21 protein-coding genes and 1 pseudogene are annotated in these 24,427 nt (G+C 42.6%); 15 read left to right on the forward strand and 7 right to left on the reverse strand.

All coding sequences use genetic code 11. The features are described from left to right. Positions 1-60: 60 nt before the first annotated feature. From pyrD to rmf, 7 genes are all read left to right on the forward strand, one after another. The gene (pyrD, locus tag TW84_RS00135; RefSeq protein WP_045973478.1) at positions 61-1,071 is read left to right on the forward strand and encodes a quinone-dependent dihydroorotate dehydrogenase; all 1,011 of its coding nucleotides are present in this window, start codon (positions 61-63) and stop codon (positions 1,069-1,071) included. Positions 1,072-1,245: 174 nt separating this feature from the next. After that, a complete protein-coding gene (locus TW84_RS00140; RefSeq protein WP_045973895.1) occupies positions 1,246-1,797 on the forward strand; it encodes a cell division protein ZapC in 552 nt (183 codons plus the stop codon). Positions 1,798-2,257: 460 nt separating this feature from the next. Beyond that, the gene (gene rlmKL, locus TW84_RS00145; RefSeq protein WP_045973480.1) at positions 2,258-4,381 is read left to right on the forward strand and encodes a bifunctional 23S rRNA (guanine(2069)-N(7))-methyltransferase RlmK/23S rRNA (guanine(2445)-N(2))-methyltransferase RlmL; all 2,124 of its coding nucleotides are present in this window, start codon (positions 2,258-2,260) and stop codon (positions 4,379-4,381) included. 10 nt (positions 4,382-4,391) lie between these two features. Next, positions 4,392-4,634: a glutaredoxin family protein gene (locus tag TW84_RS00150; protein ID WP_084720164.1), complete on the forward strand. Its 243-nt coding sequence runs from the start codon at positions 4,392-4,394 to the stop codon at positions 4,632-4,634. Further along, on the forward strand, positions 4,612-6,528 hold the full coding sequence (locus TW84_RS00155; protein WP_045973485.1) for an ABC transporter ATP-binding protein: 1,917 nt from the start codon (positions 4,612-4,614) through the stop codon (positions 6,526-6,528). The genes TW84_RS00150 and TW84_RS00155 overlap by 23 nt, the downstream gene beginning before the upstream one ends. Before the next feature lie 18 nt (positions 6,529-6,546). Further along, complete coding sequence (locus TW84_RS00160) at positions 6,547-8,115, forward strand: DUF3466 family protein (protein WP_240478121.1); 1,569 nt, start codon at positions 6,547-6,549, stop codon at positions 8,113-8,115. A gap of 163 nt (positions 8,116-8,278) precedes the next feature. Beyond that, positions 8,279-8,452, forward strand: coding sequence for a ribosome modulation factor (gene rmf / locus TW84_RS00165; RefSeq protein WP_006962151.1), 174 nt, complete (start codon positions 8,279-8,281; stop codon positions 8,450-8,452). A 135-nt stretch (positions 8,453-8,587) separates the two neighbouring features. Here rmf and fabA read toward each other — a convergent pair whose 3' ends face one another. Both fabA and TW84_RS00175 read right to left on the reverse strand, forming a co-directional pair. Next, positions 8,588-9,106, reverse strand: a complete 519-nt coding sequence (fabA, locus tag TW84_RS00170; protein WP_004743352.1) for a bifunctional 3-hydroxydecanoyl-ACP dehydratase/trans-2-decenoyl-ACP isomerase — start codon at positions 9,104-9,106, stop codon at positions 8,588-8,590. A 91-nt stretch (positions 9,107-9,197) separates the two neighbouring features. Then, positions 9,198-10,841, reverse strand: a complete 1,644-nt coding sequence (locus TW84_RS00175; protein WP_045973490.1) for a S16 family serine protease — start codon at positions 10,839-10,841, stop codon at positions 9,198-9,200. Between the two features lie 167 nt (positions 10,842-11,008). On the opposite strand from TW84_RS00175, the gene matP reads away from it, so the two are divergent. The 3 genes from matP (at position 11,009) to TW84_RS00190 (ending at position 13,145) form a co-directional block, all read left to right on the forward strand. Next, positions 11,009-11,455, forward strand: a complete 447-nt coding sequence (matP, locus tag TW84_RS00180; RefSeq protein WP_045973491.1) for a macrodomain Ter protein MatP — start codon at positions 11,009-11,011, stop codon at positions 11,453-11,455. Positions 11,456-11,464: 9 nt separating this feature from the next. After that, on the forward strand, positions 11,465-11,776 hold the full coding sequence (locus TW84_RS00185) for a DUF3634 family protein (protein ID WP_045973492.1): 312 nt from the start codon (positions 11,465-11,467) through the stop codon (positions 11,774-11,776). Positions 11,777-11,927: 151 nt separating this feature from the next. Beyond that, a complete protein-coding gene (locus TW84_RS00190) occupies positions 11,928-13,145 on the forward strand; it encodes an HDOD domain-containing protein (protein WP_045973493.1) in 1,218 nt (405 codons plus the stop codon). Between the two features lie 244 nt (positions 13,146-13,389). On the opposite strand, the gene TW84_RS00195 is transcribed toward TW84_RS00190, so the two are convergent. Beyond that, entirely contained in the window at positions 13,390-13,572 is a 183-nt protein-coding gene (locus TW84_RS00195) for a hypothetical protein (protein ID WP_045973494.1), read from the reverse strand. A 1,350-nt stretch (positions 13,573-14,922) separates the two neighbouring features. Between TW84_RS00195 and TW84_RS23900 the strand changes: the two genes are divergently transcribed. Beyond that, positions 14,923-15,699, forward strand: a complete 777-nt coding sequence (locus TW84_RS23900) for a substrate-binding periplasmic protein (RefSeq protein ID WP_084720165.1) — start codon at positions 14,923-14,925, stop codon at positions 15,697-15,699. A 99-nt stretch (positions 15,700-15,798) separates the two neighbouring features. Beyond that, entirely contained in the window at positions 15,799-16,107 is a 309-nt protein-coding gene (locus TW84_RS00210) for a hypothetical protein (protein WP_045973495.1), read from the forward strand. Between the two features lie 218 nt (positions 16,108-16,325). Here the strand turns inward: TW84_RS00210 and TW84_RS00215 are convergent, their stop codons facing one another. Continuing rightward, complete coding sequence (locus TW84_RS00215) at positions 16,326-16,658, reverse strand: hypothetical protein (protein ID WP_045973496.1); 333 nt, start codon at positions 16,656-16,658, stop codon at positions 16,326-16,328. Between the two features lie 255 nt (positions 16,659-16,913). Here TW84_RS00215 and TW84_RS00220 point away from each other — a divergent pair, with 255 nt between their 5' ends. Then, complete coding sequence (locus TW84_RS00220; RefSeq protein WP_045973497.1) at positions 16,914-17,924, forward strand: substrate-binding domain-containing protein; 1,011 nt, start codon at positions 16,914-16,916, stop codon at positions 17,922-17,924. 488 nt (positions 17,925-18,412) lie between these two features. Here the strand turns inward: TW84_RS00220 and TW84_RS00225 are convergent, their stop codons facing one another. Next, positions 18,413-18,736 carry a hypothetical protein gene (locus TW84_RS00225; protein ID WP_045973498.1) on the reverse strand — a complete coding sequence of 108 codons (324 nt, stop codon included), beginning with the start codon at positions 18,734-18,736 and terminating at the stop codon, positions 18,413-18,415. Between the two features lie 141 nt (positions 18,737-18,877). On the opposite strand from TW84_RS00225, the pseudogene TW84_RS23905 reads away from it, so the two are divergent. Beyond that, positions 18,878-19,060, forward strand: a pseudogene (locus TW84_RS23905) (DUF3693 domain-containing protein); the annotation flags it as partial. A gap of 194 nt (positions 19,061-19,254) precedes the next feature. Here TW84_RS23905 and alr read toward each other — a convergent pair. Continuing rightward, entirely contained in the window at positions 19,255-20,472 is a 1,218-nt protein-coding gene (gene alr, locus TW84_RS00230) for an alanine racemase (protein WP_045973501.1), read from the reverse strand. Positions 20,473-20,509: 37 nt separating this feature from the next. Then, positions 20,510-22,141 carry a methyl-accepting chemotaxis protein gene (locus TW84_RS00235; RefSeq protein WP_045973503.1) on the reverse strand — a complete coding sequence of 544 codons (1,632 nt, stop codon included), beginning with the start codon at positions 22,139-22,141 and terminating at the stop codon, positions 20,510-20,512. 403 nt (positions 22,142-22,544) lie between these two features. On the opposite strand from TW84_RS00235, the gene TW84_RS00240 reads away from it, so the two are divergent. After that, on the forward strand, positions 22,545-24,386 hold the full coding sequence (locus TW84_RS00240; RefSeq protein WP_045973505.1) for a carotenoid oxygenase family protein: 1,842 nt from the start codon (positions 22,545-22,547) through the stop codon (positions 24,384-24,386). Positions 24,387-24,427 lie beyond the last annotated feature (41 nt).

Raw genomic sequence — 24,427 nt, forward strand, 5'->3', positions numbered from 1 at the left:
CGGTAAAACAGTAAATAATACAGCCCCGTTTATACGGGGCTTTTTTCTATCGGAGGCACAATGCTTTACCGTCTAGCCAGAACTGGCTTTTTCCAACTTGATGCCGAAAAGGCACATGATCTCGCAATTCAAAACTTTAAACGTTTTACCGGTACACCTCTCGATCTTCTTTATCGTCAACAACTTCCTAATCGTCCAGTCGAATGTATGGGCCTGACTTTCCGTAACCCTGTTGGTTTAGCAGCGGGTTTGGACAAAAACGGTGAATGTATTGAAGCTTTCGACGCAATGGGCTTTGGCTTTGTTGAAGTCGGGACAGTAACGCCAAGGCCTCAAGCCGGTAACGATAAGCCGCGTCTTTTTCGTTTAGTGGAAGCTGAAGGTATTATCAACCGAATGGGCTTTAACAACTTAGGTGTCGATAATCTGGTTGACAACGTCAAGAAAGCTAACTTCGATTGTGTGCTGGGTATTAATATCGGTAAGAACAAAGATACACCGATTGAAAAGGGTGCCGAAGACTATCTGATCTGTATGGAAAAAGTGTATGAGCAAGCAGGCTATATCGCCGTGAATATCTCATCGCCAAACACTCCAGGATTACGCTCACTTCAGTACGGTGAAGCTTTGGATGAACTGCTGTCTGAATTAAAAGTGAAGCAGGCCGAGCTAACGGAGAAGCATAATAAGTATGTACCACTTGCACTTAAGATCGCTCCGGATCTTAGTGATGATGAGATCAGCCAGATCTGTGAGTCTTTACTGAAGAACAACATTGATGGTGTTATCGCGACAAATACAACATTGGATCGCAGTGTTGTTGAAGGAATGAAGCATGCCAATGAAGCAGGTGGGTTGAGTGGTCGTCCGGTTCAATCTCGAAGTACTGAAGTTGTTCGTCGTCTACATGAAGAGTTGGGAGATCAAATTCCGGTTATCGGGGTAGGTGGTATTGACTCATACGTTGCAGCGAAAGAGAAAATGATGGCAGGCGCGCAACTTGTCCAAGTTTACTCTGGTTTTATCTATCATGGTCCAACTCTTGTAAGAGATATTGTTAAAAACCTATGATATCTTGGTGACACTGTCACACTGGCATAAAGCCTGAATGTACTCAGTTTTTGAAGAGGAAATGATATATCATTTCCTCTTTTTTTTTGTTCATTAGCGAATAGAATTTCGGTAAATGTATGGGAAGGTAATTAAGTGTTTTACCTGAATTGACTTTTACACGAGATTGGAATGATGCTTAAACCGAGTGACAAATGGACTTGGTACTATGATGACACAGAGCAGCACCTGATGCTGGATCTGGGTGATGATATGGTATTCAAGACAAATCTTTCCAAAAAGTTGATTGTAGATTGCGCAATCGGTGTTAACGAATTCTCCGTTGATGATGCTTCTGCCTACCAAACATACAAAGAGCAAATTGCTCATCTAGACCTTTCAGAGCCTCGTCAGGCTGAATTAGCCCTCTATTGTGTTGCAGCAAAGCGCTTCCATAAGCCAGTCCAACCCAAGAGCTGGTTTTTTGATTGCCTCTCAGATGGTCTAAATGTGCCTGTAGAAGGTGATTTTGTCCAATTGTCGAACAATTATAGCAATGGTTATTTCTTGGTACTGGAAGTAGGAGATAGTGCCAGCTTATGTGCATCGATTAACTTGGAAGCATTTGTTCTTAATGGCGTCAAATCCCTTCAATTTGGCCAGGCGATTAAAGTCATGCATGATCGCATGAATACCGCCAATCATATTCTCTCTGGTCAGACACAACCTATGGCTCTGGTCAGCTAACAATTCGTTCCTTTGTTTCATTTCCCTGTCGGCCTTCGAGCCGACTTTTTTTGCTTAAAACCACTTTCATTTGAGATTGAAGGTAGGGGATAACGTGAGTTATCCATAATTTCTCGATTTATCTATCAATAAAATATTCCCACTTCTGATACTGCTACGCTCCCGATTTAACCTTTTTATTCCCCAATTAGCGACTTTTTGTAATTTAATTACGTAAAATGGGTTCTTTGGTATAGTCCAATTTTGGTGTGAATAAGCATTCACTACCAATTAAAGCCTGACTGACTGTACAAAGTTGTCTTAGCTTTAAACTTCAGGTTGAAAGTAAATGATCCGCATTAATATGCTGATGTTTTGTTCAATTGAGTGTATTGAGGGAAAGATAAAGGTGGATTGAACTAACGTAATTGATGTGAGGCAGGTATAATGAAGGGTCATTTATCAAGAATTTAAGAACACTATGCATCAATATCTTGCGGTTACGTCCAACGGTTTGGAAAACTTGTTGGTTGAAGAGTTAACTAAGCTAGGGATCGCGAATGCCAAACCTGTTCAAGCAGGGGTACGCTTTAAAGCATCAAATGAGCAAATTTATCGTTGTTGCTTATGGAGCCGCTTAGCGTCGCGTTTCGTCCGTGTACTATCTGAGTTCACTTGTAACGATGATATGGATCTCTATCTAGCAACGTCTTCAGTGAATTGGGTCAATCAATTCCATAGTTCGAAGATGTTTGTTGTTGATTTCAACGGTACTAACCGTGAAATCCGCAATAGCCAGTACGGTGCAATGAAAGTGAAAGATGCTGTTGTGGATAGTTTCGAGAAAAAGAACCTTCCAAGACCTTCGATCAGTAAAGATCGCGCCGATCTTCGTATCCATGTGCGTCTACATCGTGATAAAGCGATTCTTGGTGTGGATATGGTGGGTGGCGGCCTTCATCAACGTGGCTATCGCCCAGAATCTGGCCGTGCGCCACTTCGAGAAACACTAGCGGCTGCTATTATACAGCGTAGTGGCTGGAGTTCTGATAAGCCGCTGTTAGACCCTATGTGTGGTTCAGGTACGCTCTTGATTGAAGCGGCTATGATGGCGGCGAACATGGCTCCTGGCGTGAACCGTGAGAAATGGGGCTTTGAGTCTCTAGAAGACTTTGAACCTGCGCTTTGGGCTGAGATTAAATCAGAAGCCGCAGTACAGGCGAGAAGAGGTGTCAAAAAAGTTGACGCCAAGTTTTTCGGCTTTGATAACGACGCGCGAGTGCTTAAAACCGCACAAGACAACGCGCGCCGAGCTGGTGTTGATTCTCTGATTGAATTTAACCTTGGTGATGCTGCGCAAGTTAAGCGTCCTCAAAAGTTTGAAGTGGGCGTTATTGTTTCAAACCCACCATACGGTGAGCGTTTAGGTACTCATCCTGGCTTGATTGCTTTGTACACGGCATTTGGTGCTCAACTGAAATCCGAGTTCGGTGGCTGCCAAGCGTCTATTTTCTCTAGTTCTGATGAGCTTCTAAGCTGTTTACGCATGCGTGCGGATAAGCAGTTCAAACTGAACAATGGTGCGTTACCTTGTCACCAGAAGAATTACTCAATTAGTGACCGTCCGGTAGAGAATAAAGGTGACAATGTCACTGAATCGCTGATTGCACCTGATTTTTCTAACCGCTTGAAGAAGAACATTGCCAAAATTGGTAAATGGGCGCGTAAAGAGAAGCTCGATTGCTACCGAATTTATGATGCAGACTTACCAGAATACAATGTTGCGATCGATGTTTACCTCGATCACCTTGTGATCCAAGAATACGCTGCACCAAAGAATATCCCTGAAGAAAAGGCTAAGCGCCGTCTGACAGATATTATTCGCGCAGCTATTCAAGTGACGGGTACAGAAGCGAATAAAGTTGTACTTAAAGTTCGTGAAAAGCAGAGAGGGCGTTCACAGTACCAAAAGCTGTCTCAAGAGTCTGAAACACTCAATGTCCATGAGTATGGTGTGCAGCTTAAAGTAAACCTGCATGACTACCTAGATACAGGCTTGTTTTTAGACCATAAGATTACTCGTCGTAAACTCGGCGAAATGGCACAAGGTAAAGACTTTTTAAATCTGTTTGCTTACACCGGATCTGGCACGGTGCATGCCGCTTGTGGTGGAGCTAAATCAACAACAACCGTTGATATGTCGAATACCTATCTAGAGTGGGCAAAAGAAAACATGAAACTGAATGGCCAAGTTGGCCGTCAGCATAGATTCGAGCAAGCTGATTGCCTACAGTGGCTTGAGCGCTCAACGGCACAATTTGATCTTATCTTTATCGATCCGCCAACGTTCTCCAACTCTAAGCGTATGGAACAAAGCTTTGATGTACAGCGAGATCATATTCAGTTAATGAAGAACCTCAAGCGTTTGCTTCGCAATGGCGGTACGATTGTGTTCTCAAACAATAAGCGTCACTTTAAGATGGATATGGAAGGTTTGGACGAACTTGGCTTAGCTGCAAAGAATATTTCACACCAAACTTTACCAATGGATTTTTCGCGCAATAAACACATTCATAACTGCTGGGTTTTGACTCACAAGGAATAGTAGGTCACACGTGATCACTTTATACAGTACAGAAGGGTGCCATCTATGCGAGATGGCATTTGACCTTACAAAACAGCTCAATATTTCTCATCAGGTCGAGATTGTCGATATTGCTTTCGACGATGAATTGTTTTCTCGTTACGGTGTCACCATTCCGGTGCTCAATTATCAAGGTAGCGAGCTTAATTGGCCGTTTGATTTACAACAATTACAGCTTTGGTTAGACGAAAATGGCATTACTTACAATAAATAATGGATTACTGGCCTATGGTGATCATCCTCTTCTAGATAACGCAGATTTCGCATTGCAAGAGAATGAACGCGTTTGTTTGGTTGGTAGAAACGGTGCGGGTAAATCGACGTTAATGAAAGTGCTTGCCGGTGAGGTGGCACTCGATGATGGAAAGCTAACAGTTACCCAAGATGTTGTCGTTTCACGCCTAGAGCAAGACCCACCAAGAAACCAAGAAGGTACTGTGTTCGATTATGTTGCTGGTGGGCTAGCAGAAATCGGCGAGCAGATTAAGATCTATCAAGATCAGCTCGATCTGATTGCGGTTGACCCATCAGAGCAGAACATCAATAAGCTTGCACGTATTCAAGAGAACCTAGAACACTCTGGTGCGTGGCGCTTTGAAGACCGTATCAAGAACGTGCTCGCTGCGCTTAAGCTCGATGGCCACACCAAACTGACTGACCTTTCTGGAGGTTGGCAGCGCAAAGCAGCGCTTGCGAGAGCATTGGTTCGCGATCCAGACGTATTATTACTTGATGAGCCAACTAACCATCTTGATGTCACAACGATTGAATGGTTAGAGAGCTTCCTCAAAGACTTCCGTGGCTCGATTATCTTTATCTCTCACGACCGTGCGTTCATCAAATCGATGGCGACACGTATTGTCGACCTTGATCGCGGCAAACTGGCTTCTTTCCCAGGTAACTATGACAACTACCTAGTCGATAAAGAAGAGATGCTCAGGGTCGAAGAAATGCAAAATGCAGAATTCGATAAAAAGCTCGCTCAAGAAGAAGTGTGGATTCGTCAAGGTATCAAGGCTCGACGTACCCGTAACGAAGGGCGCGTACGTGCGCTTAAAAAGCTACGTGAAGAGCGAAGTGATCGCCGTGAAGTGCAGGGCAAAGCAAATATCCAGATTGATGATGCGTCACGCTCAGGCAAGATCGTGTTTGAAGCAAAGAACATCAACTACGACATTGATGGCAAGTCGATCGTTAAGGATTTCTCTTTCAATATCATGCGCGGTGACCGCATCGCCCTGATTGGACCAAACGGCTGTGGTAAGAGTACGCTGCTTAAGCTGTTACTGGATGAACTTCAGCCTCAGTCCGGTAAGCTCCACTGTGGCACTAAGCTAGAGGTGGCTTATTTTGACCAGTACCGTGAAGTACTAGATCCTGAAAAGTCGGTGATTGATAACCTAGCTGATGGTAAACAAGAAGTCATGGTTGGTGGTCGTCCGCGCCATGCGTTGAGCTATCTGCAAGATTTCTTATTTGCGCCTAAACGTGCTCGTACTCCGGTTAAAGCACTCTCCGGAGGCGAGAAAAACCGTTTATTGCTGGCAAGAATATTCCTAAGGCCAAACAACTTGTTGGTGCTAGATGAACCAACCAACGATTTAGATATCGAAACTTTGGAACTTTTAGAAGATTTGCTTGCCAATTATCAGGGTACGCTTTTACTTGTCAGTCATGATCGTCAGTTTGTCGATAACACAGTAACGACAAGCTGGATTTTTGAAGGTGAAGGCGTTATTGAGGAATTTGTTGGTGGTTATCACGATGCGCAGCAACAACGTATTCAAACTCAGAAGGCTCGCGCGTCTGAAAAACCAACAAAAAGTATTAAACAGGTTGAGGAAACTCCCAAAACCGCGGCAGTAAAGAACAAGCCTAAGAAGTTATCTTATAAACTGCAGCGAGAGTTAGAAGCATTGCCAGTCAAACTTGAAGAGTTAGAAGCAGACATTGAGAGCTTACAAAAGCAGGTCAACAGCGCCGATTTCTTTTCAAAACCCGTCGAGCAAACGCAACCCGTATTAGATAAGCTAACTGCTGCAGAGCAGGAGCTTGAAATTGCCTTCGTACGCTGGGAAGAGCTCGAAGCAATGCAACAGGAAAGTTAACGAAAAATGAGTAGTAATATGTTTAAACTGTCGTCCATAACATTTGCCGTTGTGACTTCTTTTGGAGCAAACGCTGCAATATACAACGTTTATGATTACCAACCAGTGGTTGACAGTAACGCTAAAACATATGGTGTAGCGGTGGAACCTGAATCAACCAATTGTTGGGGAAACAACTGTGATCAGTCGACATCGAAAATTGCGTATGAAGAGAAGTTGTATTACGAAGGTTTTAACTATCGTGATGAAGCTCCGTTTCGCTACGAGTTTGGTTATGATTTGTTGGAAGAGGGGTATGACGGTTTTACGAGCTATTGCAGCAAGTACTTAGGTTATAACAGCACACTATGCGATGATTGGGCTACTGATCAATATACCAACGGCTATGCTCGAGAAAGTTCTGCTGTAAACAACTCCTATGCATATATTGAGAACGCTTCTTCTCAAGTTCAAAGCACCCAAAACAATGTCATTGTTAACAGTTTTGCGACTGGCAGTGGAGATGCGGTTGGTACTTATTATGGTGGAAGCTTGAAAAACCGTACCGTCGCTTATTCAGACACTTCATTAGATTCAACTGGTTATGATCAAAGCAAAGTATGGGCTAAGTCTGGCGCTCTCTATGTTGGTAGTGTGACTAAGCAGTCCACCAATAATACAAACGACTATTATTCCTATGGAGCTGTTTGGAACGGTAGTACTTTAAATCGTATAAATTGGGTTTCAGATGTAGGAGAAGATGGACGTAGTATGCCGCAAGGTAGTGCACGTGATCTGGCCGATGTATCAGGCACCACATATGCGGTAGGCTACAACTCGGATTCTGATGAAAAACCCGTTGCCGCTGTTTTTAATTTGACTAACCTAGGTAGTATTCCTACTAGTTTTGTCAGTCGATTCCAAAATGAAAGCAATTATCTTAGCTCTATTTTGACCTCAGTAAACACCAATGGTATCGCAATAGGTGAAGTGAAGTACTCTACACCTTTAAATGGTGCTTATGCTAACAGTTTGTTTTATATAACAGATCCTGCTAATCCCAATGGCAGTTACAACGAGTTCTCAGGTGACATATTCTTTTCTGGAGCTAGTGGTAAAGCGGGTGCTATCAATAACAATGATGAGGTCGTTGGGGCTGTAGACAATCAAACACACCATGAAAGTGGCGGCGGTAAACCGAGATCTCAAAGGGCATTTATTGCACCACTAACCTCTAATGCCAAAGCACCTCTTAATAATAGAGCTTGGTATCTCGATGACCTGACAAATGATGGCAGTACGTCATCGACTAACAATCAGTACCGCATTATCGATGCTACAGATATAAATGATGCTGGTGTCATATCAGGTACTGCTTTGTATTGTTCTGGTGGGTATGATACCACTGCGATTGATTCAAAATGTAACAGTGGTATTGCTGGTTCAGAAAAGATCGTCGCAGTGAAACTTGTTCCTATTAATGGTGCAACGACGTCTGATATCCAAGCTCGTCCTGTAACTCAAGAAGACAAAGTTGATCGTCAAGGTGGTTCATTGGGCGTCTTTGCTCTGACTCTGCTTGGCTTGTTAGGGTTCCGCAGAAAATAGGTTAAATTTTAATCTAGGGCACAGGTTCACACTTTTGGATCTGTGCTTTTTTATACCTTGAGAAAGGGCGTTTTTTGATCGATTCTTAACAGTGGAGTCATAAAAACTCCACACAAAGTTAATAGTAGTACGTTAGAAAAACTTTATGTATGAGGACGACACTATGAAGAGACAAAAGCGTGACCGCTTAGAAAGAGCCCAGTCTCAAGGCTACAAAGCAGGCTTAAATGGCCGCTCAACGGACTCATGTCCTTACCAACAGATGGATGCTCGATCTTATTGGCTCGGTGGTTGGCGCGATGCCAGGGAAGACAAACACTCTGGTCTCTACAAATAAAAGACTCAATACGACATAAGGAACATATAAAGCCCCAACAACTGGGGCTTTTGTTTAATTACTTAACGCACTATAACTAAATGTTTTGTTACTAAAAAAGCGACTCTAGGGAGTCGCTTGCAAAAAGTTTTCAAATTAAAAAGCAGAGGTGTCTTGGAACAAGCCAACTTTAAGATCTTTCGCTACGTAGATCTCTTTGCCATCAACAAGTACACGACCGTCAGCTAGGCCCATAACAAGTTTTCGATTTACAACACGCTTCATATGAATCTCATATGTCACTTTCTTAGCTGTAGGTAGAATTTGACCTGTGAACTTCACTTCGCCAACACCAAGAGCACGACCTTTACCTTTGCCGCCAACCCAGCCAAGGAAGAAGCCGACTAGCTGCCACATTGCATCAAGGCCTAAACAACCTGGCATTACTGGATCTCCAGGGAAGTGGCAATCAAAGAACCATAGATCTGGAGTAATATCGAGTTCTGCTAGAATCAGACCTTTACCGAAATCACCTTCAGTTTCAGACATCTTAGTCACGCGGTCCATCATCAGCATATTTGGCGCTGGAAGCTGAGGATAGCCTGGGCCAAATAGCTCGCCTTGACTTGAGGCAAGTAGATCTTCGCGGTTATAAGAATCACGTTTGTTTTGCATTATCAATTACTCCAAATTTTGATAGCAGCATGTTAGTGAACAGGTGTACGCTAAACAACTCCGATCAGTCTAAATGTGACCAATCTTTGCCCTAAGAGAACCAGTTTTTGATGCGTTCCACAAATCCTTGAGGAAGTTCATGTTTTTCAAAGTTTTCAATTCGCTCCGCAATCTTCTTGATCACACTCGTTTCATCATCGCCACGGAAAGGTTTGCCCATGATGATAGGAATTGCTTCATCAACTGTTTCCACTGACCAGATATGAAATTCATTGTTTTTGATACTTTCTACTACATCTTTATGAAGAGCTAGGTGTTTTAAATTCGTTTTAGGGAGGATGACGCCTTGTTTGCCTGTTAAGCCTTGATGTTTACAAACACGATAGAAACCTTCAATTTTTTCATTAAGACCTCCAACTGCTTGAACTCGACCAAATTGATCAACGGCACCAGTCACTGCGATTTGTTGGTCAATTGGATACTCAGATAGAGCACTCACAAAAGAACATAATTCAGCGAGTGTCGCACTGTCACCATCAACTTCACAATAAGACTGTTCGAATACGACTGAGGCCGAATATGGCAGTGGTTCATCCAGTTGTAGAGCGCTTGAAACAAATGCTTGCATGATCATCATACCTTTAGCATGCAAATTACCGCCCAGTTCAGCTTTTCGTTCCACATCGGAAATATCGCCATCACCAAAATGAATGACACATGAAATACGGGCCGGTTCACCATAGGAAAGTGGGTGTCCAGACACATCAATGACGGTTAAACCGTTGACTTGGCCGACACATTCACCTTGGGTTTCAATGATTACCTGCCCATCTAAGATATCTGACAATGCGCGCTCGGGCAGATAAGATTCGCGTTGATACTTTGCGTCTAATGCTTTGTCTAATGCACCTTCATCAATGATGCGTTCATCAGCATAGAGACAAGCTTCCTGAAAAATAGCTAAGTGCCAGAGCGGTTCAATCGGCATATAGCGCTGATCTTCAGTGTATCTAGCTCCTGCTACCATTAGTCTGTGGATCGCTCCACGAGAGAGAGTCGGTAAGCTGTATTCTTTCAGAAGAGATGATAAGTAGCCTAAATATAGTTCTAACGATTGTTCACTTAAAGTGATGTCGTGTTCAATCTCAGTGTAAGACGCTAAACCTGTATAGAGTTCACTATCCATATATTCGAGGTCAGCGATTTGGTCTCTGTCGCCAACAACAACGAGTTTAACGTCATAGGTTAGGCTAGGAACACTGCAAGCAATATTACGTGGTGTTGTATTGACTGGAGTAATCTCTTGGCCTAAAAAAACCGATTTGAATACTGGCCAGCTGCTTGGATTAGCGAGAAGCATATTGGCAGAAACAATCAGAAAACCACCATCTGCTTTCGCCAACAATCCAGCTTTTTGAGCGGTAATGTCACCTGATTCGTTACATGAATAGCTACCAATCAGTTCGTTTACGCTAATACTTTCTGTAGCAACTACGTGACTGTCAGAAAAGAAAGATAAACTATGCTTAATTTGGGAACGATAGAAAGCGTTATCTGGCGAGTTTATGACGAGAATTCTGGTAAAACCTCTAATAGCCGCGAAAGTTGATAAGGCTCGCTTGAGTCGAGGCTGAACCTCGAGAAACCCCACATTAGGTAGGCGTTCAAATCTCGATATTATATCGTCATAGTTTGTGTATTGTGGAGTGACTGCACGCCAGCTTTCTTGGATCATTTACAGTATTCATGTACTTGAAAAGGTCAGAAATTATATAGAAAAACGGTTAAGTATGACATAGCGAATTTAATGTGATGATCTCGGTCGATTTTTCTACAATAAAGATTGTAACTATAGTATCACTGAGTTACGCTGTCACCCAAACAAAACGAGAACTGTGTAAAATGAAATATCAACAACTTGAAAATTTAGAATGTGGTTGGAAGTGGACGTATCTCATCAGTAAATGGAGGAATGGAGAGGCGATAACCCGACATGTTGATACGAGTGAAGCAGAGGTCGCGGTTAATGAGTTACGCAATTTAGAGCACGAACCGACAAAAGTACTAGAGTGGATAGAGCATCATATGTCACCTGAGCTGGACAACAAGCTCAAACAAGCTATCCGTGCAAAGCGTAAACGCCATTTCAATGCGGAACAAATTCATACCAAGAAAAAATCAATCGATCTGGATTATCGAGTTTGGGAAAAACTGTCTACTCGTGCTAACGAATTGGGTTGTACATTGTCTGATGCCATTGAATATTTGCTATCTGAAGCGTCGCGCAGTGAAAAGGCGAGCAAAGCGGTCAATAGCCTTAAAGAAGATTTGAGTAAGTTACTCGAATAAGGAGCCGATATGCTTTATGTGATTTTAGTCGCTACCATTGTTGTATTCTGGCTAGTGGTGGTTGATAGGCCAGCGTTGCATGTTCAGTTTAAGTCAGGGCATATCATCAAAGAGAAGGGACATTTCCCACCTACTTTTCGATATAATGTGCTCGATATTGCAGAGCGTTCCCCCTTTGATGGCGAGCTAAAAGTCTATCAACAACGTGCTGGTTCCAAGTTAGTTTTTTCGAAGAATGTTCCCAAGAAAGTACAACAACGAATAAGAAACATTTTCCCACATCAAGGTTTTCGCTCAAAAGGCAAAAAGAAAGCACGTTGACGTCAACAATGCTAACAAAGCCCTAGTTTGCGACAAGGCACTTTTTCAACAATACAGTGGCCTATCTATTATTTCTATTTATTGTTCAATAACAAATAGATCGTCACGTTGTGCTACTATTGTTTTCAGGATCCAGTACTGAGCTTGTCCCTTGTTACTCACTAATAAGAAATACAATCAAGAGGCTAACCAGCTTGCGAGCGACATTGCGGTATCTACGAGAGAACGTTATGCCAAATGGCTAGTAAGCATAAAGTATGTTCTTGATCAGTCTGATGTAGATGCCGTACTGAGCCGTCAGAGCGAGTTTTGCGACACGGTAATCTTTAACGAAAAAGAACGTGTCATGAAGAATCAGCGTTTGTTACTCAAATGCGAGAAGCTCAAAGTTAAGGAGAGGCGTCAAGCGGCTGAAAAAAGACAAAAGGTGCATGAAAGCGTCATCGAAGATATTTCGAGATTAGCTATGAAGAGTATGATAGAACGACTCTCTGAATTGGAAGTTTTGAAATTCTTTGGACGTTTTCCCGATTTTTCCTATTTTTTAAGCACTGCATATTCGCCTTCGGTTAGCTACAGCAAACTTGATGTGTTAGCTGTGAACGATCATCAATTGAAGAATAATCTTTTCGAGCTTTGTAAAAACCCCAAATTTTGTGCTCGTCTTGGCAAAACTATCAGAAGTTTCACTGATACCAAGATGGCAATAGGTCTGTTGGGTATCGACAACAGCCGTATTCTGCTTCCTATTCTCATGGTTAAACCTTTACTTCGTTGGGATGAGCCCTCTACTAAATTGATTGCTCCCAAACTTTGGCAGCATATGATTTTGACTGCCAACGTGACTCGATTACGCTTGGAGGCCGCCGAAGTCAAATCGCCAGAGCAGGGCGTAGCCATCGGGATTTTACGCATAATTAGTCAGTTTGCCATCGTTAACAATTTTCCAATGATATTCGAGGATGCATTAATTGAGCGAATGCAGTTTTATCGAGATAAAAACCGCCGCGAGGAATATTATGCGTGCGCAGAAATTAAGCCAACAATGAACATTCTTCCTGAAGTTATTATTAGTCTGGAAAAGTCACTCACTCGTAAAGTGGTCGAATTCATAGATTGGTCACCAACCAACGTACATTTAAAGAATGCTCTGTTAGAAGATTTGGAAGAGACACCAATGTTGGATAGAAGCCCTTATGGTGTCGCACTGGCGCAAGCTCAGGCCTACTCAATATATGATGCTCTTGAACGCAGTCACGTATTTGTTGACAAGCATAAGCCTTTTTGGTTCGCAAACGTACAAATGCCACCAGATGCATTAAAAGCAATTCGCAACAGCCATCCTGGGCGCATAGAATTAAGTTCCTGAGCTTCAAGTACGCATTGTAATGCACTATAACTAAAAAATTACTGTGCATACACTATATGTAACCCAAAATAAATCGGTATAAAGGATTAACCGAGCAGATTCGTGCAATGGCGCTGGTACATTACCTCCTGGATGTGGTTTAAGTGATGAGGGCCATCATCAATTTGGGCTCATGAGTAAATGAAAGGTATGTGTTTGTGCAGGTCTGAAGCTCTCTGCACTAACGCTGAGAGCTTCTTTTTTATCAAGACTCGATAACAATATCAGCGTCGTCCGTAGTAAATAAGTTGGCTTTGTTTTGTTTGATTAGTTGTGCAGCGTAGGAAGGAGTAACAGCATGTACATCACCTTTAGCTTTCAATGTATATGCTTCCCATGCTTGATCACGGTATTTGCCAGTTTGAGTGTATTGAATTAGTACTTTCATCTTGACCTCACTATGTAACGGTTGGTGAACCTAGTATTAACAGTAATGCGATCATTCCAGGTATGCACCTGATAAAAATGCAACATAAGATTAACCTCTTCAGTAACGTCATGTGGCACGGGATTCGCACTGGTGCATTGCTCGGGTAGGGTATTAGTACTATTTGTCCAACCGATAAAAAACTTTAGCTATTGGCTTCCAAATTATGATGTGTTACATCATTAACTGGTCATACATGTGCTAAATTTTAATTTTTGTCGAGTTATTGATGGTATTTATTTTAAGTAATTGAATTTAATGGATATATAGATTTATTTTAAAAATTTTAATTATGATTAACAACAAATACATAATGATTATTTCTATATAAATAATTACTCTTGCTCATATATGTAGTCAAATGTCTATAAAACAATCTTTTTGCTGGACGAGCTTCACAGAGATGTATTGTGATGGCTTTCATAAAAAAATGAATTTGTTACTGTAAGCGGGCCTTGGGAGATAATCCAAGTGCCTTACGTTTGCTGTTTCGGGTAAGCAGGCCGGCTCCTCGTGAGCCGGTTCTTTTTATTTTAGCGATGGATAGTGAGCCTTGAGTTGTATCACATCATAGTACGGCCTTCATTTCCTATTTATTCGTTGGCCGACGCGTCATGCTGCAAGTGACTCCGGATAGAAACGGGCGCAGGGTTCCAATTGTGCGACAAGTTGATTTTGATTTGTTAGCCGACGATACAATCGTTTGCAAACTGATTTTGTTGCGAAATTTCAAAGTTTAGGTGAGTTCTCATCTTTTTTGGGAACAATGTTCATAAAGCAGTTTTATTTTGGGTGAGTTCACATTGGCAATGAACAGTGCTTTCATTGACTACTTCGATATAGCTATTGTGAATAAGTCAGACGGGTATATCCAGAAGACGCCTTACGATCTCTTTCTATGAAAGTTTATTGGCTCAGCGTTGAGCCTTTTTTTTGTCTAAACATTACATTGCTATTCTGAATGAATCACGTCGCAAACTCACTTTGGGACGTTCTGCGCTCTAAAGCCAACCAGCTCCCAGTTACTGATAAGAACCATTGTCAGTAAGCGACATATTTTAAATAAGTAACGGGTGATAGTGGTATTGCTTTTTATTTGTTCATACTTGAAGCAGCCCATGCGCACGGTGAAAGCGGGGTAACACAAGCCGAGTCAGACAGGTAACGCTTTATTGCGAATACTCTCGTCAAAATAACATGTCATCACAATTTTAGCCGCGCTCCTAAAGTCTGCGATTGTCGTAAATGATCAGACAATCATGCGATTAGACTCTATGCTTTGTTTAGTCTTGCTTGAAAGGTAAAGTGTCTATGAATCATCTTGTTTGCAAACTGACAGCCATACTCGTGATGGGTTTATTGTCACTTCAGGTAATGGCGACAACCACTCTCAAGTTGGCTTACTCAGATGTTGAATCTTATCCGTTTCAGATGGGAAATGGCACAGAAGTCGCTGATCTTCCCGGGATAGCATTGGATGTTATCAATCGTGTCGCAGAACAGTTAGAGCTGGATGTAAAATACGTTCGTTTACCAGGGAAACGAGTTCTACAAGATATAAGCAATGGAGACGTCGATGGTGGTTTTATTTTTTCCTACAATACCCAGCGTGCACAATATGCTCACTATCCTATGAACGGAGACAAGCCCGACGGTAGCAAACGTATTGCTACTATCGGATACTACTTCTATACACTCCAAGATCATATGTTTAATTGGGACGGAGAAAGTTTAGCGGATCCAGACCAAAAGGTTGGTGCGCATTTGGGTTTTTCGATCGTTAGAGAATTAAAGAAAAAGCAGCTAAAAGTATTTGAAGTAAAAACAACAGCGCAGTTGTTTAATATGTTGCAGTTAAAGCGCTTGTCGGCAATTGCAGTCCAAGATACGATGGCAAAACAGTTCTTGAGCAAGCAGAAGATCAGTGATGTAAAGCAAGTTCAGCCAGCCATCGCAACCAAAGATTACTACTTGGTCTTAAGTCATAAATTTGTTGAAACTAATCCTGAACTGGCAAAAAAAATATGGCAAGCCATTGAAGAGTTGAGAGAGGATGTCTTTTCACAACATCAAGATAAATATCATTGATCAAAGAGTGTGTTTTCTTGTGACATCGCTGGCCAACATTTTATAAAGTCTGTTGAAAGATGGAAAACGAAGAGTAGAGAATTTTAACTAGGACCCTAAATGAAGAAACCGTATCTTGGCATCTTGCTAGTGGCCGCAGTATTTCCAACATGGGCTGCGAACAATCCAAACATTGAATTTATCACCCATATCACATGCAAAATGGGAGGTTGCACAATGGTTTGCACTTCCGCTGAAGGAAAAAAAGACGTCAAAGCCAAAGGGATTAATAGTGCAGACATCTTCACCTACAAGAGCGGTACAGTTCAGCATAATTTAGTTGTCGGTTTTCAGAAAATAGTCGTAACTTCACCTGCGGGTACTGAGTCATGTTCTTTAAACAATATTGATAAGGTTGAGAGTCAGTAAACGGAACGGAGCGTAAACCGCTTGGTTGTTGTTCACTGCAATCATTTAAATACCGTTGCTTCGGCCTCGATCTAGTGGTGTTTGAATAAGTCAGCCACCTTTGCTGAGTATCATTTTGGCCGAAAAACTGACCATGCCAATAACTCAAAATGATTGGTGCAGTGATTAAACGAGAAAGTAAGGACAATAGGGAGGGCATCACCACGGCGAATGTTGGTTTAAACGTACTCAAAGAACAACTGATTTTTGTAGTGAGTGTCGATAAGTTGTTGTATTTCTGAAACAAAGTACTCATGCTTTTTATAGAATTTATCTCCCATTAACAACGTATGCTGCATGATGTCCTTGACTAACTCTAGCCGTGAACTTGGCAGTAAAAAATGAGGTTTTTGCTGTCTAAGTTTCACTAATAAATCACCGAGCTTTTTAAGCTCAGCCATGATTTTTTTATGCTCTATGCCTTTCTTTTGCATATTGATCTCCCAAAACCAGATGATTAAATGATCTTCACAAGCTATCGCTTTGCTGTCTGGCAAGTTCATAGTGTTCATTTGAGATAAATCCGTTTTTAAATGTAGCCACAATGTATGCATTTGCTCTGCTCACATTGTGATGGGTCATGCATACTCGAACGTTATAATAGTGAACTTTATCAAAATAATTGAATATCAAAAAGTCATGCTTACATAGATTTACATTGCTGATACTGAGATGGATGACACTGAACAAAGCTCCCAAATTTTACTTTTTGAGCTAAGTTTTAAGTGTCAGGTAAAATTTTTAGTCATTCAAAGGAACAGGCCAACATGATCGGGTTTATAAGGAATGTGACTATTCTCAGCTTGCTATTCAGTACTCTTAGCGTATCTGAGTCAAAACAGCTTCGATTTGCAGTGGTTCCCAAAGAAGAGAACAACCCTTTTTTTGAGGCAAGCAAAGAAGGGTGTATGGCCGCAGCGAAAGGTTTGGACCAGGTGGAGTGTGTTTATCGAGGCCCCAAAAACGTAGACGTGCGCAAGCAGGACAAAATCATTTCTGCTCTTTTGGATGAGGGGATAGATGGTATCGCTATTGCCGTTCCTCAATCAGAATATATGCTCCAGCGTAGTATAAAAAAAGCACAACAGATGGGGGTTCCCATCATTACGTATGATGCGGATTTTTCACAAGAAGTATTGGAAAGTAATCCCACGTTAAGAGCGGCTTATATTGGCACTAACGATTTTGATTTAGGCAAAGCACTGGGTGAGCAGCTTAAATCAATGCTTCCCAATGGGGGGACTCTGATCATTCAAAGTGGCAGACCAGACTCTCCAAATTTAAATCTGAGGATAATGGGGGTTCGTTCAGCGTTGTCTGGTCAAGAGTATTTAACACCGCCCGGCGAGCGCTTGAAGGGAGCAAACGGTTGGACTGAATTTAGTGACCCTCTGTACAACTTCGGCCAATTTGAACGAGCCTTAGCCGATCTCAACAATGTCCTTAACTCATACCAAGAACGTGAAATTAACGCCATCGTGGCAGTAGGGGGATGGAGCCAATACCTGGATAGATACAAAGACGTTGTCACTCCTCACAAGCAGGCCATGATGGACCGAGAAATCATCATCATTACCGCCGATACAGCGCAGGAACAATTGGTCTATCTAAAGGACAATCTCGCCCACGGAAACGTGGGCCAAAACCCTTATGAGATGGGTAAACAAGCTATCTTAACCCTCTATAAACTGGTCAATAATCAATCCGTAGACGCAGTAATGTATACACCGATGACGCATTGTACTTCAGAGAATTATCGCACTTGCACCAAAAACTAATAGTGGTACAGGGGCTAACGAACAACAACCAGTAACACGAGCTTGTCGGCTGGCTCGTGCTATTTTCCTGTCGACTTATTCGCTTTTACTGCCTCGATTTCCTAGCCAAATTATTACTTTCGTTATCTTTATTCCAAAATTGTAGTAGAAAAGTTTTATAAAAAAGTATGTGAAGGATTAAAAAAGATTGCTGTTCAAAAGTATGACAGTGGCAATAGGTATGTCATCTAGGACATAGCTAGTATAATAATGACAAGCGCTATAGCTTGAACAACGGACTACGCTCCTACGCAAGCATTACTACCAACATCGATAGCGGCAGGTGATAAACTGTCTAATCGCGGATACTAAAGATGCCGCGATTTTACGTTCGAATATCGATCAGGCCTTTTTGCAGTTGTTGATCAACTGCTAGTTTTAGAGGAGTGCGCTTGATATGCACCATCAAGCGCAAGAATTGAGAATAAATCCAAACAGTGCGTGAGCTTTTATCTCATAATGATTCGATAAGCGTAGCAACCGGGCCCGTTATCGTACTCAACCTGTACCTGTTTACCAGCAGTTTGGGCTGTCAAAGCGATTGAGGTAAAAGATTTGTAACCATCTTCGTTTGCACCATCTGGTACAATTTTGTAGGACTGAATTATATTACCAGAACACTCATCTGCAACTCCCGTAGGAGCAATGATGAATACTGGACCGTTGTGATCTGCACCAACCTGAGTAGGTGTAAACCAACTTGATGTTACTCTGTCACCGGCAAAAGCTGATGAAGACAAAACTAAGATAAGCCCTAAAAATTTGTTTTTCATAAAACCCCAATTGATTAGTTTACAAATAACATTTGTATCATTGATCTATTTCTTGTTGATATAAGTAATGACAAATTAATTATATAAATCAATATTAACTTATTGAGAAAGTGAAATCGAACTATTAATTTACTGAAGTTTCCAATAGCTCAATTGTTAGGTTGTCACGCTGATCGCAACATCAAAGCGATGTGGGAAAGCATCGCAAAAAAGTTTAACGGGCACGGTTTACAAGGAATATCAATGGCTTGCGGTGGTTTGATGTTGTGGATTGGCAGCCCTACAGAAGCGTTAGCTAAGTGCGCATTATGTATATTATGTTAAATTAAAAACTACAAATAGAAAGCACTCTTGCACAAGTGCTTTCTTCGACTCTCTATTGGCTTAGTCATTAAACATAATGCTATTTACCATAAAATACCTAATAAACATTTAGTTTAATCAGAGATTAACCTAACTTTTATTAGGCTTTGTCCAAAGACTTAAACTACTTTGATACAAGATCACTACTGACCACACTATGGTATATAAAGTCTTGGATTGGTTGCGCCCCAAACGGTGTAGAGTTCTGGGAAAATCAACTCAGCATGTGTCTCCATTTCCGCTACCGTTATGTTCGCATTAGATTGATGACCAAACAGTGTTACTTCTTGTCCGGTAAGTACGCCTTTGATATCAGTCACATCAATCATAGTGGTGTTCATGGATGTTTTTCCAACCACCGGAGCACGTTGCCCATTGACGATGACATGCGCTCTATTCCCCATTTTTCTAGGGTAACCATCTGAGTATCCAACTGGTAGGTTGGCCAAGACACTCTCACGTTTTGTGACGTAACTGCTGTCGTAGCCTACGGTAGAGTTTGCCGGTACATTGTGTAAGGAAGCCACCCGAGTCTTAAAACTCACGATTGAAGGATATTCGGGATTGGTCGGAAGATCGCCATACAAAACGCCGCCGGGTCTGACCATATCTAGCTGTGCCTCAGGCACGTTCAATGCTGTGTATGAGTTGGACACATGAAGTAGAACATCGTCTCTTTTTAAGTTGGAGTTTTCAATTAACCACGCAGAGCTTTGGTTGAAGTTTGCGAGTTTCCTTCTAACCTCATCAGCATCATAGTTTGGAAAATGCGTCATGATCCCGACAATGTCGACACCTTGGTCATTCGCAATAGCCAATGCCTCTTGCTTGCCCTTTGCGGTGTTCATGTCAATCCCGTTTCTAGACATGCCTCCATCGTTCAGGGCTAAATGAACTTTGACCGTTTTGTCTGCATTTAACGCTTTGATCTGCTTGACTTGTTCTATGCTTCCGATCAATTCTTCAACATCAAGATCTATTGCTTGCTTTATTTCTTCAATATCCGCTGAACGAACACGAATCAACTGGCCTTCAAAGCCACTATCACGAACCGTTCTCGCTTCAGCATTGCTCGCGATGGCAATACAAGGCACATTGAACTCCAGCATCGTCGGCATCAAACCGCGTATACCATTCCCGTAAGCATCCGCCTTCATTACGACACAAAGCTTGGTTTCGCGACTGAGGTTTGAACGGAACTGCGCCATATTTTGTTTTAACTGGCCTAAACTTATTTCCAGCCAAGCGTTTGATTGCTGCACTTGATTGATTGCTGGAGGCACATCAGGCAGTGCTAAAGGAGCAGCGATGGAAATCGCTGGACTTAATACTGATGCGACGGCCATTGAAATCAGTGTTGTGCGAAAAACCATAAAACCTCCCTCTTCCACACGGCATTGGTCTAGGTCACTAGTCCAGTTTAAATTTACCCATTGCTTGCTGGAGCGAAGCGGACAAACGGCTGAGTTCCTGACACCCTTGAGCGGTACTCTCGGAACCCGCTGATACGGATTGCGCCGACATGTTAATACTCTCGATGTTCGAGCTGAGCTCCTCCGCTACACTGTCCTGTTGGTTACAGGCACTGGCGATCTGGGTACCCATATCGGCAATTTCTGTGATGAAGCTAAGAATCGTCGTCATGAGCGCTTGAGACTGATTTCCTTGCTCAACACACGTTTCGATTTGCTTGCGAGAACGGTCTGTCGTTTCTTTCGCTTGGCTCGCGATAGCCTGAAGTTTTTCTATAATGGCAGTGATTTCACTTGTGGAATCCTGTGTCCGCCCAGCAAGCGTACGCACTTCATCCGCAACAACAGCAAAGCCTCGTCCGGACTCCCCTGCTCGAGCTGCCTCAATAGCCGCGTTAAGTGCGAGTAAATTGGTTTGGTCCGCAATATCGCGAATCACATCAACGATCGTATTGACTTGATTCGACTGTTGTTCAAGTTCTGCGACGTTTTCTCCTGCTTCGCTCATGATTTTAGCGACATTTTCAATAGAGCCCACCATGACTTGGGTGTTGCGAGCCCCTTCTTGTACTTTGCCATTGGCATCATTGGCCTTTTCAGCTGAGACTTCCGTGGTGTGTGCAACATCGGCGACGGATGACTTCATCTCACTCATTGCTGTGGCAACATGGGTAACCTGTGATTGTTGGTCCTGCATTTCTTGCGCGGATTTGTTCGAGGTGTGTGTCATTTCGTCGACAGCCCGCCCGAGTTCACGAACAACGGTGACGCTCTGATTGATTAAATCTTTGAGATTATGTTGCATTCTGGTTGAGGCGTCAGCTAATTCACCTAACTCGTCGTTACCAATAGCTGATCGATCGAGCGTTCTGGACAAGTCCCCTTCCGCAATGGCATTGGCTTGTTTGACAACTACTACCAACGGCCCGCATATCAGTCGCGTCAAAAAGACAGTCATGAGAACCATGACTGCGATGATCAACGCATTGATGATCATCGCGGAACGGCTTAACCCATCAACTGACGATAGAATAGCTTCACGGTTGTTGTTCATTGCGCCTTTGAGGATGTCGACCAAACTGTTTATATCTGCTTCGATGCCTTCAAACTCACCGAGTGAGTTGGCCAAAACGGGATACGCCGTGTCCTTGTCCATATCCAACATAGCCTCATTGAACGAGTCCATTGTTGCTAAATATCCTTGCCACTTTTTATCGAGGCGATCAAACGTTTGTTGTTCTTCGCCTGGCCAGACGGTCTTGCCGTAAGCGTTTAGCCCTTCATTAATCTTCTGACGAATGTTTTCATTCTTGGATATCGTCGATTGAATTTTCGTCGCATCATTCATTGCGAAAGCGGCGAACTGCGCTCGTCGCCAAAGAGACATTTGATCTCGAATTGAGTCGACTTTTTCGACCGCAGGCATCGTGTCATCGGTGTAGTTAAGGAGCTCAGCTTTGATGTTTCTGAGCTCACTTAACATTAGAAAGCCAAACCCTAAATTCATGACGGCAATAACGACAAACGCCAAAGCGATTTTTTTGCCGATAGAAAGGTTCTTCACATGCATACCTTGGGTACCTTAAATTGCGTTAAGAGTGCCTAGTGTTTTACATCCCACTGTCGTCTGAGAAGCGAGTCTTGTCCCCTCAGAACAGCGTCAGTATTCCAGGGACGCTAATGTCCTAATACTCAATAAAGATAGGCTAGGATGATATGAATGGCGAGAGTCATGATGAAAATCTTGCGGCAATAGAGAATTACGCAATCATTAAGTGACGCCGTCACGAGTTGTAAGGTAAAAATAAAGCTACATTATTTCAGCACCTTTTTGATGCTTCACTGTGTAAATTACACAACCAATTACATCTCTTTTTTTTGCCACAATTCATAGTTTTCGAGATTCCTAAATACATTTTATAAATCCATTCTACTTTTCAATATATGCAATCAATTACTTATCAATGGATACTATGGAAAGACGTACTTTTTTAAAGGGTTTAGCAGGAGTAACTCTTGTATCAGGAGAGCTGTTTGCTTCACCAGAGGTAAACCATTCACTCTTCCCAGAATCGATAATGCGAGCTGATTTCACGGCGTCTTCGGGCAATCTCAACTTGCTCTATGGGCAGTTACCCGATGATATTATGGGCCATGTGTTCTTTGCAGAGGGCATTCCACTTGAACAAGATCATCTTAGCCCGAGTGGTCGTGGTGCACTGACCCGCTTGGATTTTTCCTCAGGCCAAGTCTCATTTATGCGCAAAATGATCGATACCCCTTCAGCTATTATGCAACAGCATATTCGCTACTGGCCTGATAGATTTAAGTTACTTGGTGGTATGGCGTATTACAGCCCTTCTATGGGGTTTGTTAATTATTGTAATACGGCGCCCAATTATCTCGGTGATAACCGTTTCGCATTAAGTTACGAGGGCGGCGTTCCTTATGAGTTTGATGCGATGACATTAGATCTCATTACACCCATAGGTCATTACCATGAATGGCGAAGCAGTCTGCCACCATGGATGGACGCCCTGACCCCAGACAAATGGCTTTTTCCTCAGGTACGTACCACTGGCCATCCATACTTTGATCTCGAATCAGATGAGTGTTTTACCATTAACTATGGCGGCAATATTTCAAATACTGGGACTAAGAACGGGTTCATCCGACTTCTGAAGTGGGATAAGAAAAGCACTATTCAGGGGTGGGAGATCATTGGACGAGACGGGCGGCCTGCGTTTATCGCTGCAACAGCACATTCACTGGGTGTCACTCGCCATCACATCCTAATCTTTGAAACGGCGGCACAAGTAGAGCCGTTACGAATGATTGGTATTCGTTCTGTTTACGCTCAACAACACCGAACACCAGTGTGGGTGATCCGCAAGAAAGACCTAGTTTCAAATCGAGACATTGTTGTAGCAGATTACATTGAGCTGAACTTCGATACCTCAGACGTTATGTGTAATTACGATGATCATGAAAACGAGATTACTCTGTATGGTCAGTACCTTGGGGCAATGGATAAATCTGAGCCGCAATATAGCAGAGATAGATTGCTTTTTGGAGGAAGAGTCCGTGATTCGCTCGCAGGCTATCCTGCCGCACCAGTGGATGTTGGTGGTCTAGTCAGAGCTCGCATTCAGGTACAATCTGATTCAGTGCGAGAAATTACGGGAGATTTCCGCTTAATACGAAATGACCAGCTTTTCTGGGATATGAACGATCCTGCCTATCGAGGTCATTTCCAATTCCCAGAGCAATTTGACCATATTTACTGGGCGGCTGTGGGTTATCGCAAAGACCATGTTGTTGAGCGTGTTTCTGACGCGTATGCGCAATATCCTAACCGCCTATATACCAATGACTCTCTGCCTCAGGAAGACCAGCCTTCCGCACTTGTCCATATGGATTGTCAACAGATGGTAGTCACAGATGCCTATCAGTTTCCAACTGACTGTGTAATGCGCACTCCTCAGTTTATGTCTAGACCCGGTAGCCACGCTCAAGATGATGGCTACCTTTTTACCGCAGTCGTTCGCAAGGAACCAACCAACACAATGGGTAATGGCAAAGAAATCTGGATTTTTGATGCGAAAAACCTCACTCAAGGTCCCCTTGCCATTTTAGGTCATCCGCAACTCAATTTTGCAACAACCAATCATGCGCTTTGGGTTCCAAATATAGGTCCAAGACCACTGGATGGATACAAAGCTAACGTTGGCGACTTCTTCCGCAGTCGAGTTTCTCAGCATAGGCGTGCCGTTCGAGATGTTATCGAACAACAAATATTGCCACGATTTGGCTGATAGAAAATTTCCATTTCGAGCTGATAAAGCTCAATGTCACG

This window comes from Vibrio neptunius (assembly GCF_000967495.1).
GTDB lineage: Bacteria > Pseudomonadota > Gammaproteobacteria > Enterobacterales > Vibrionaceae > Vibrio > Vibrio neptunius.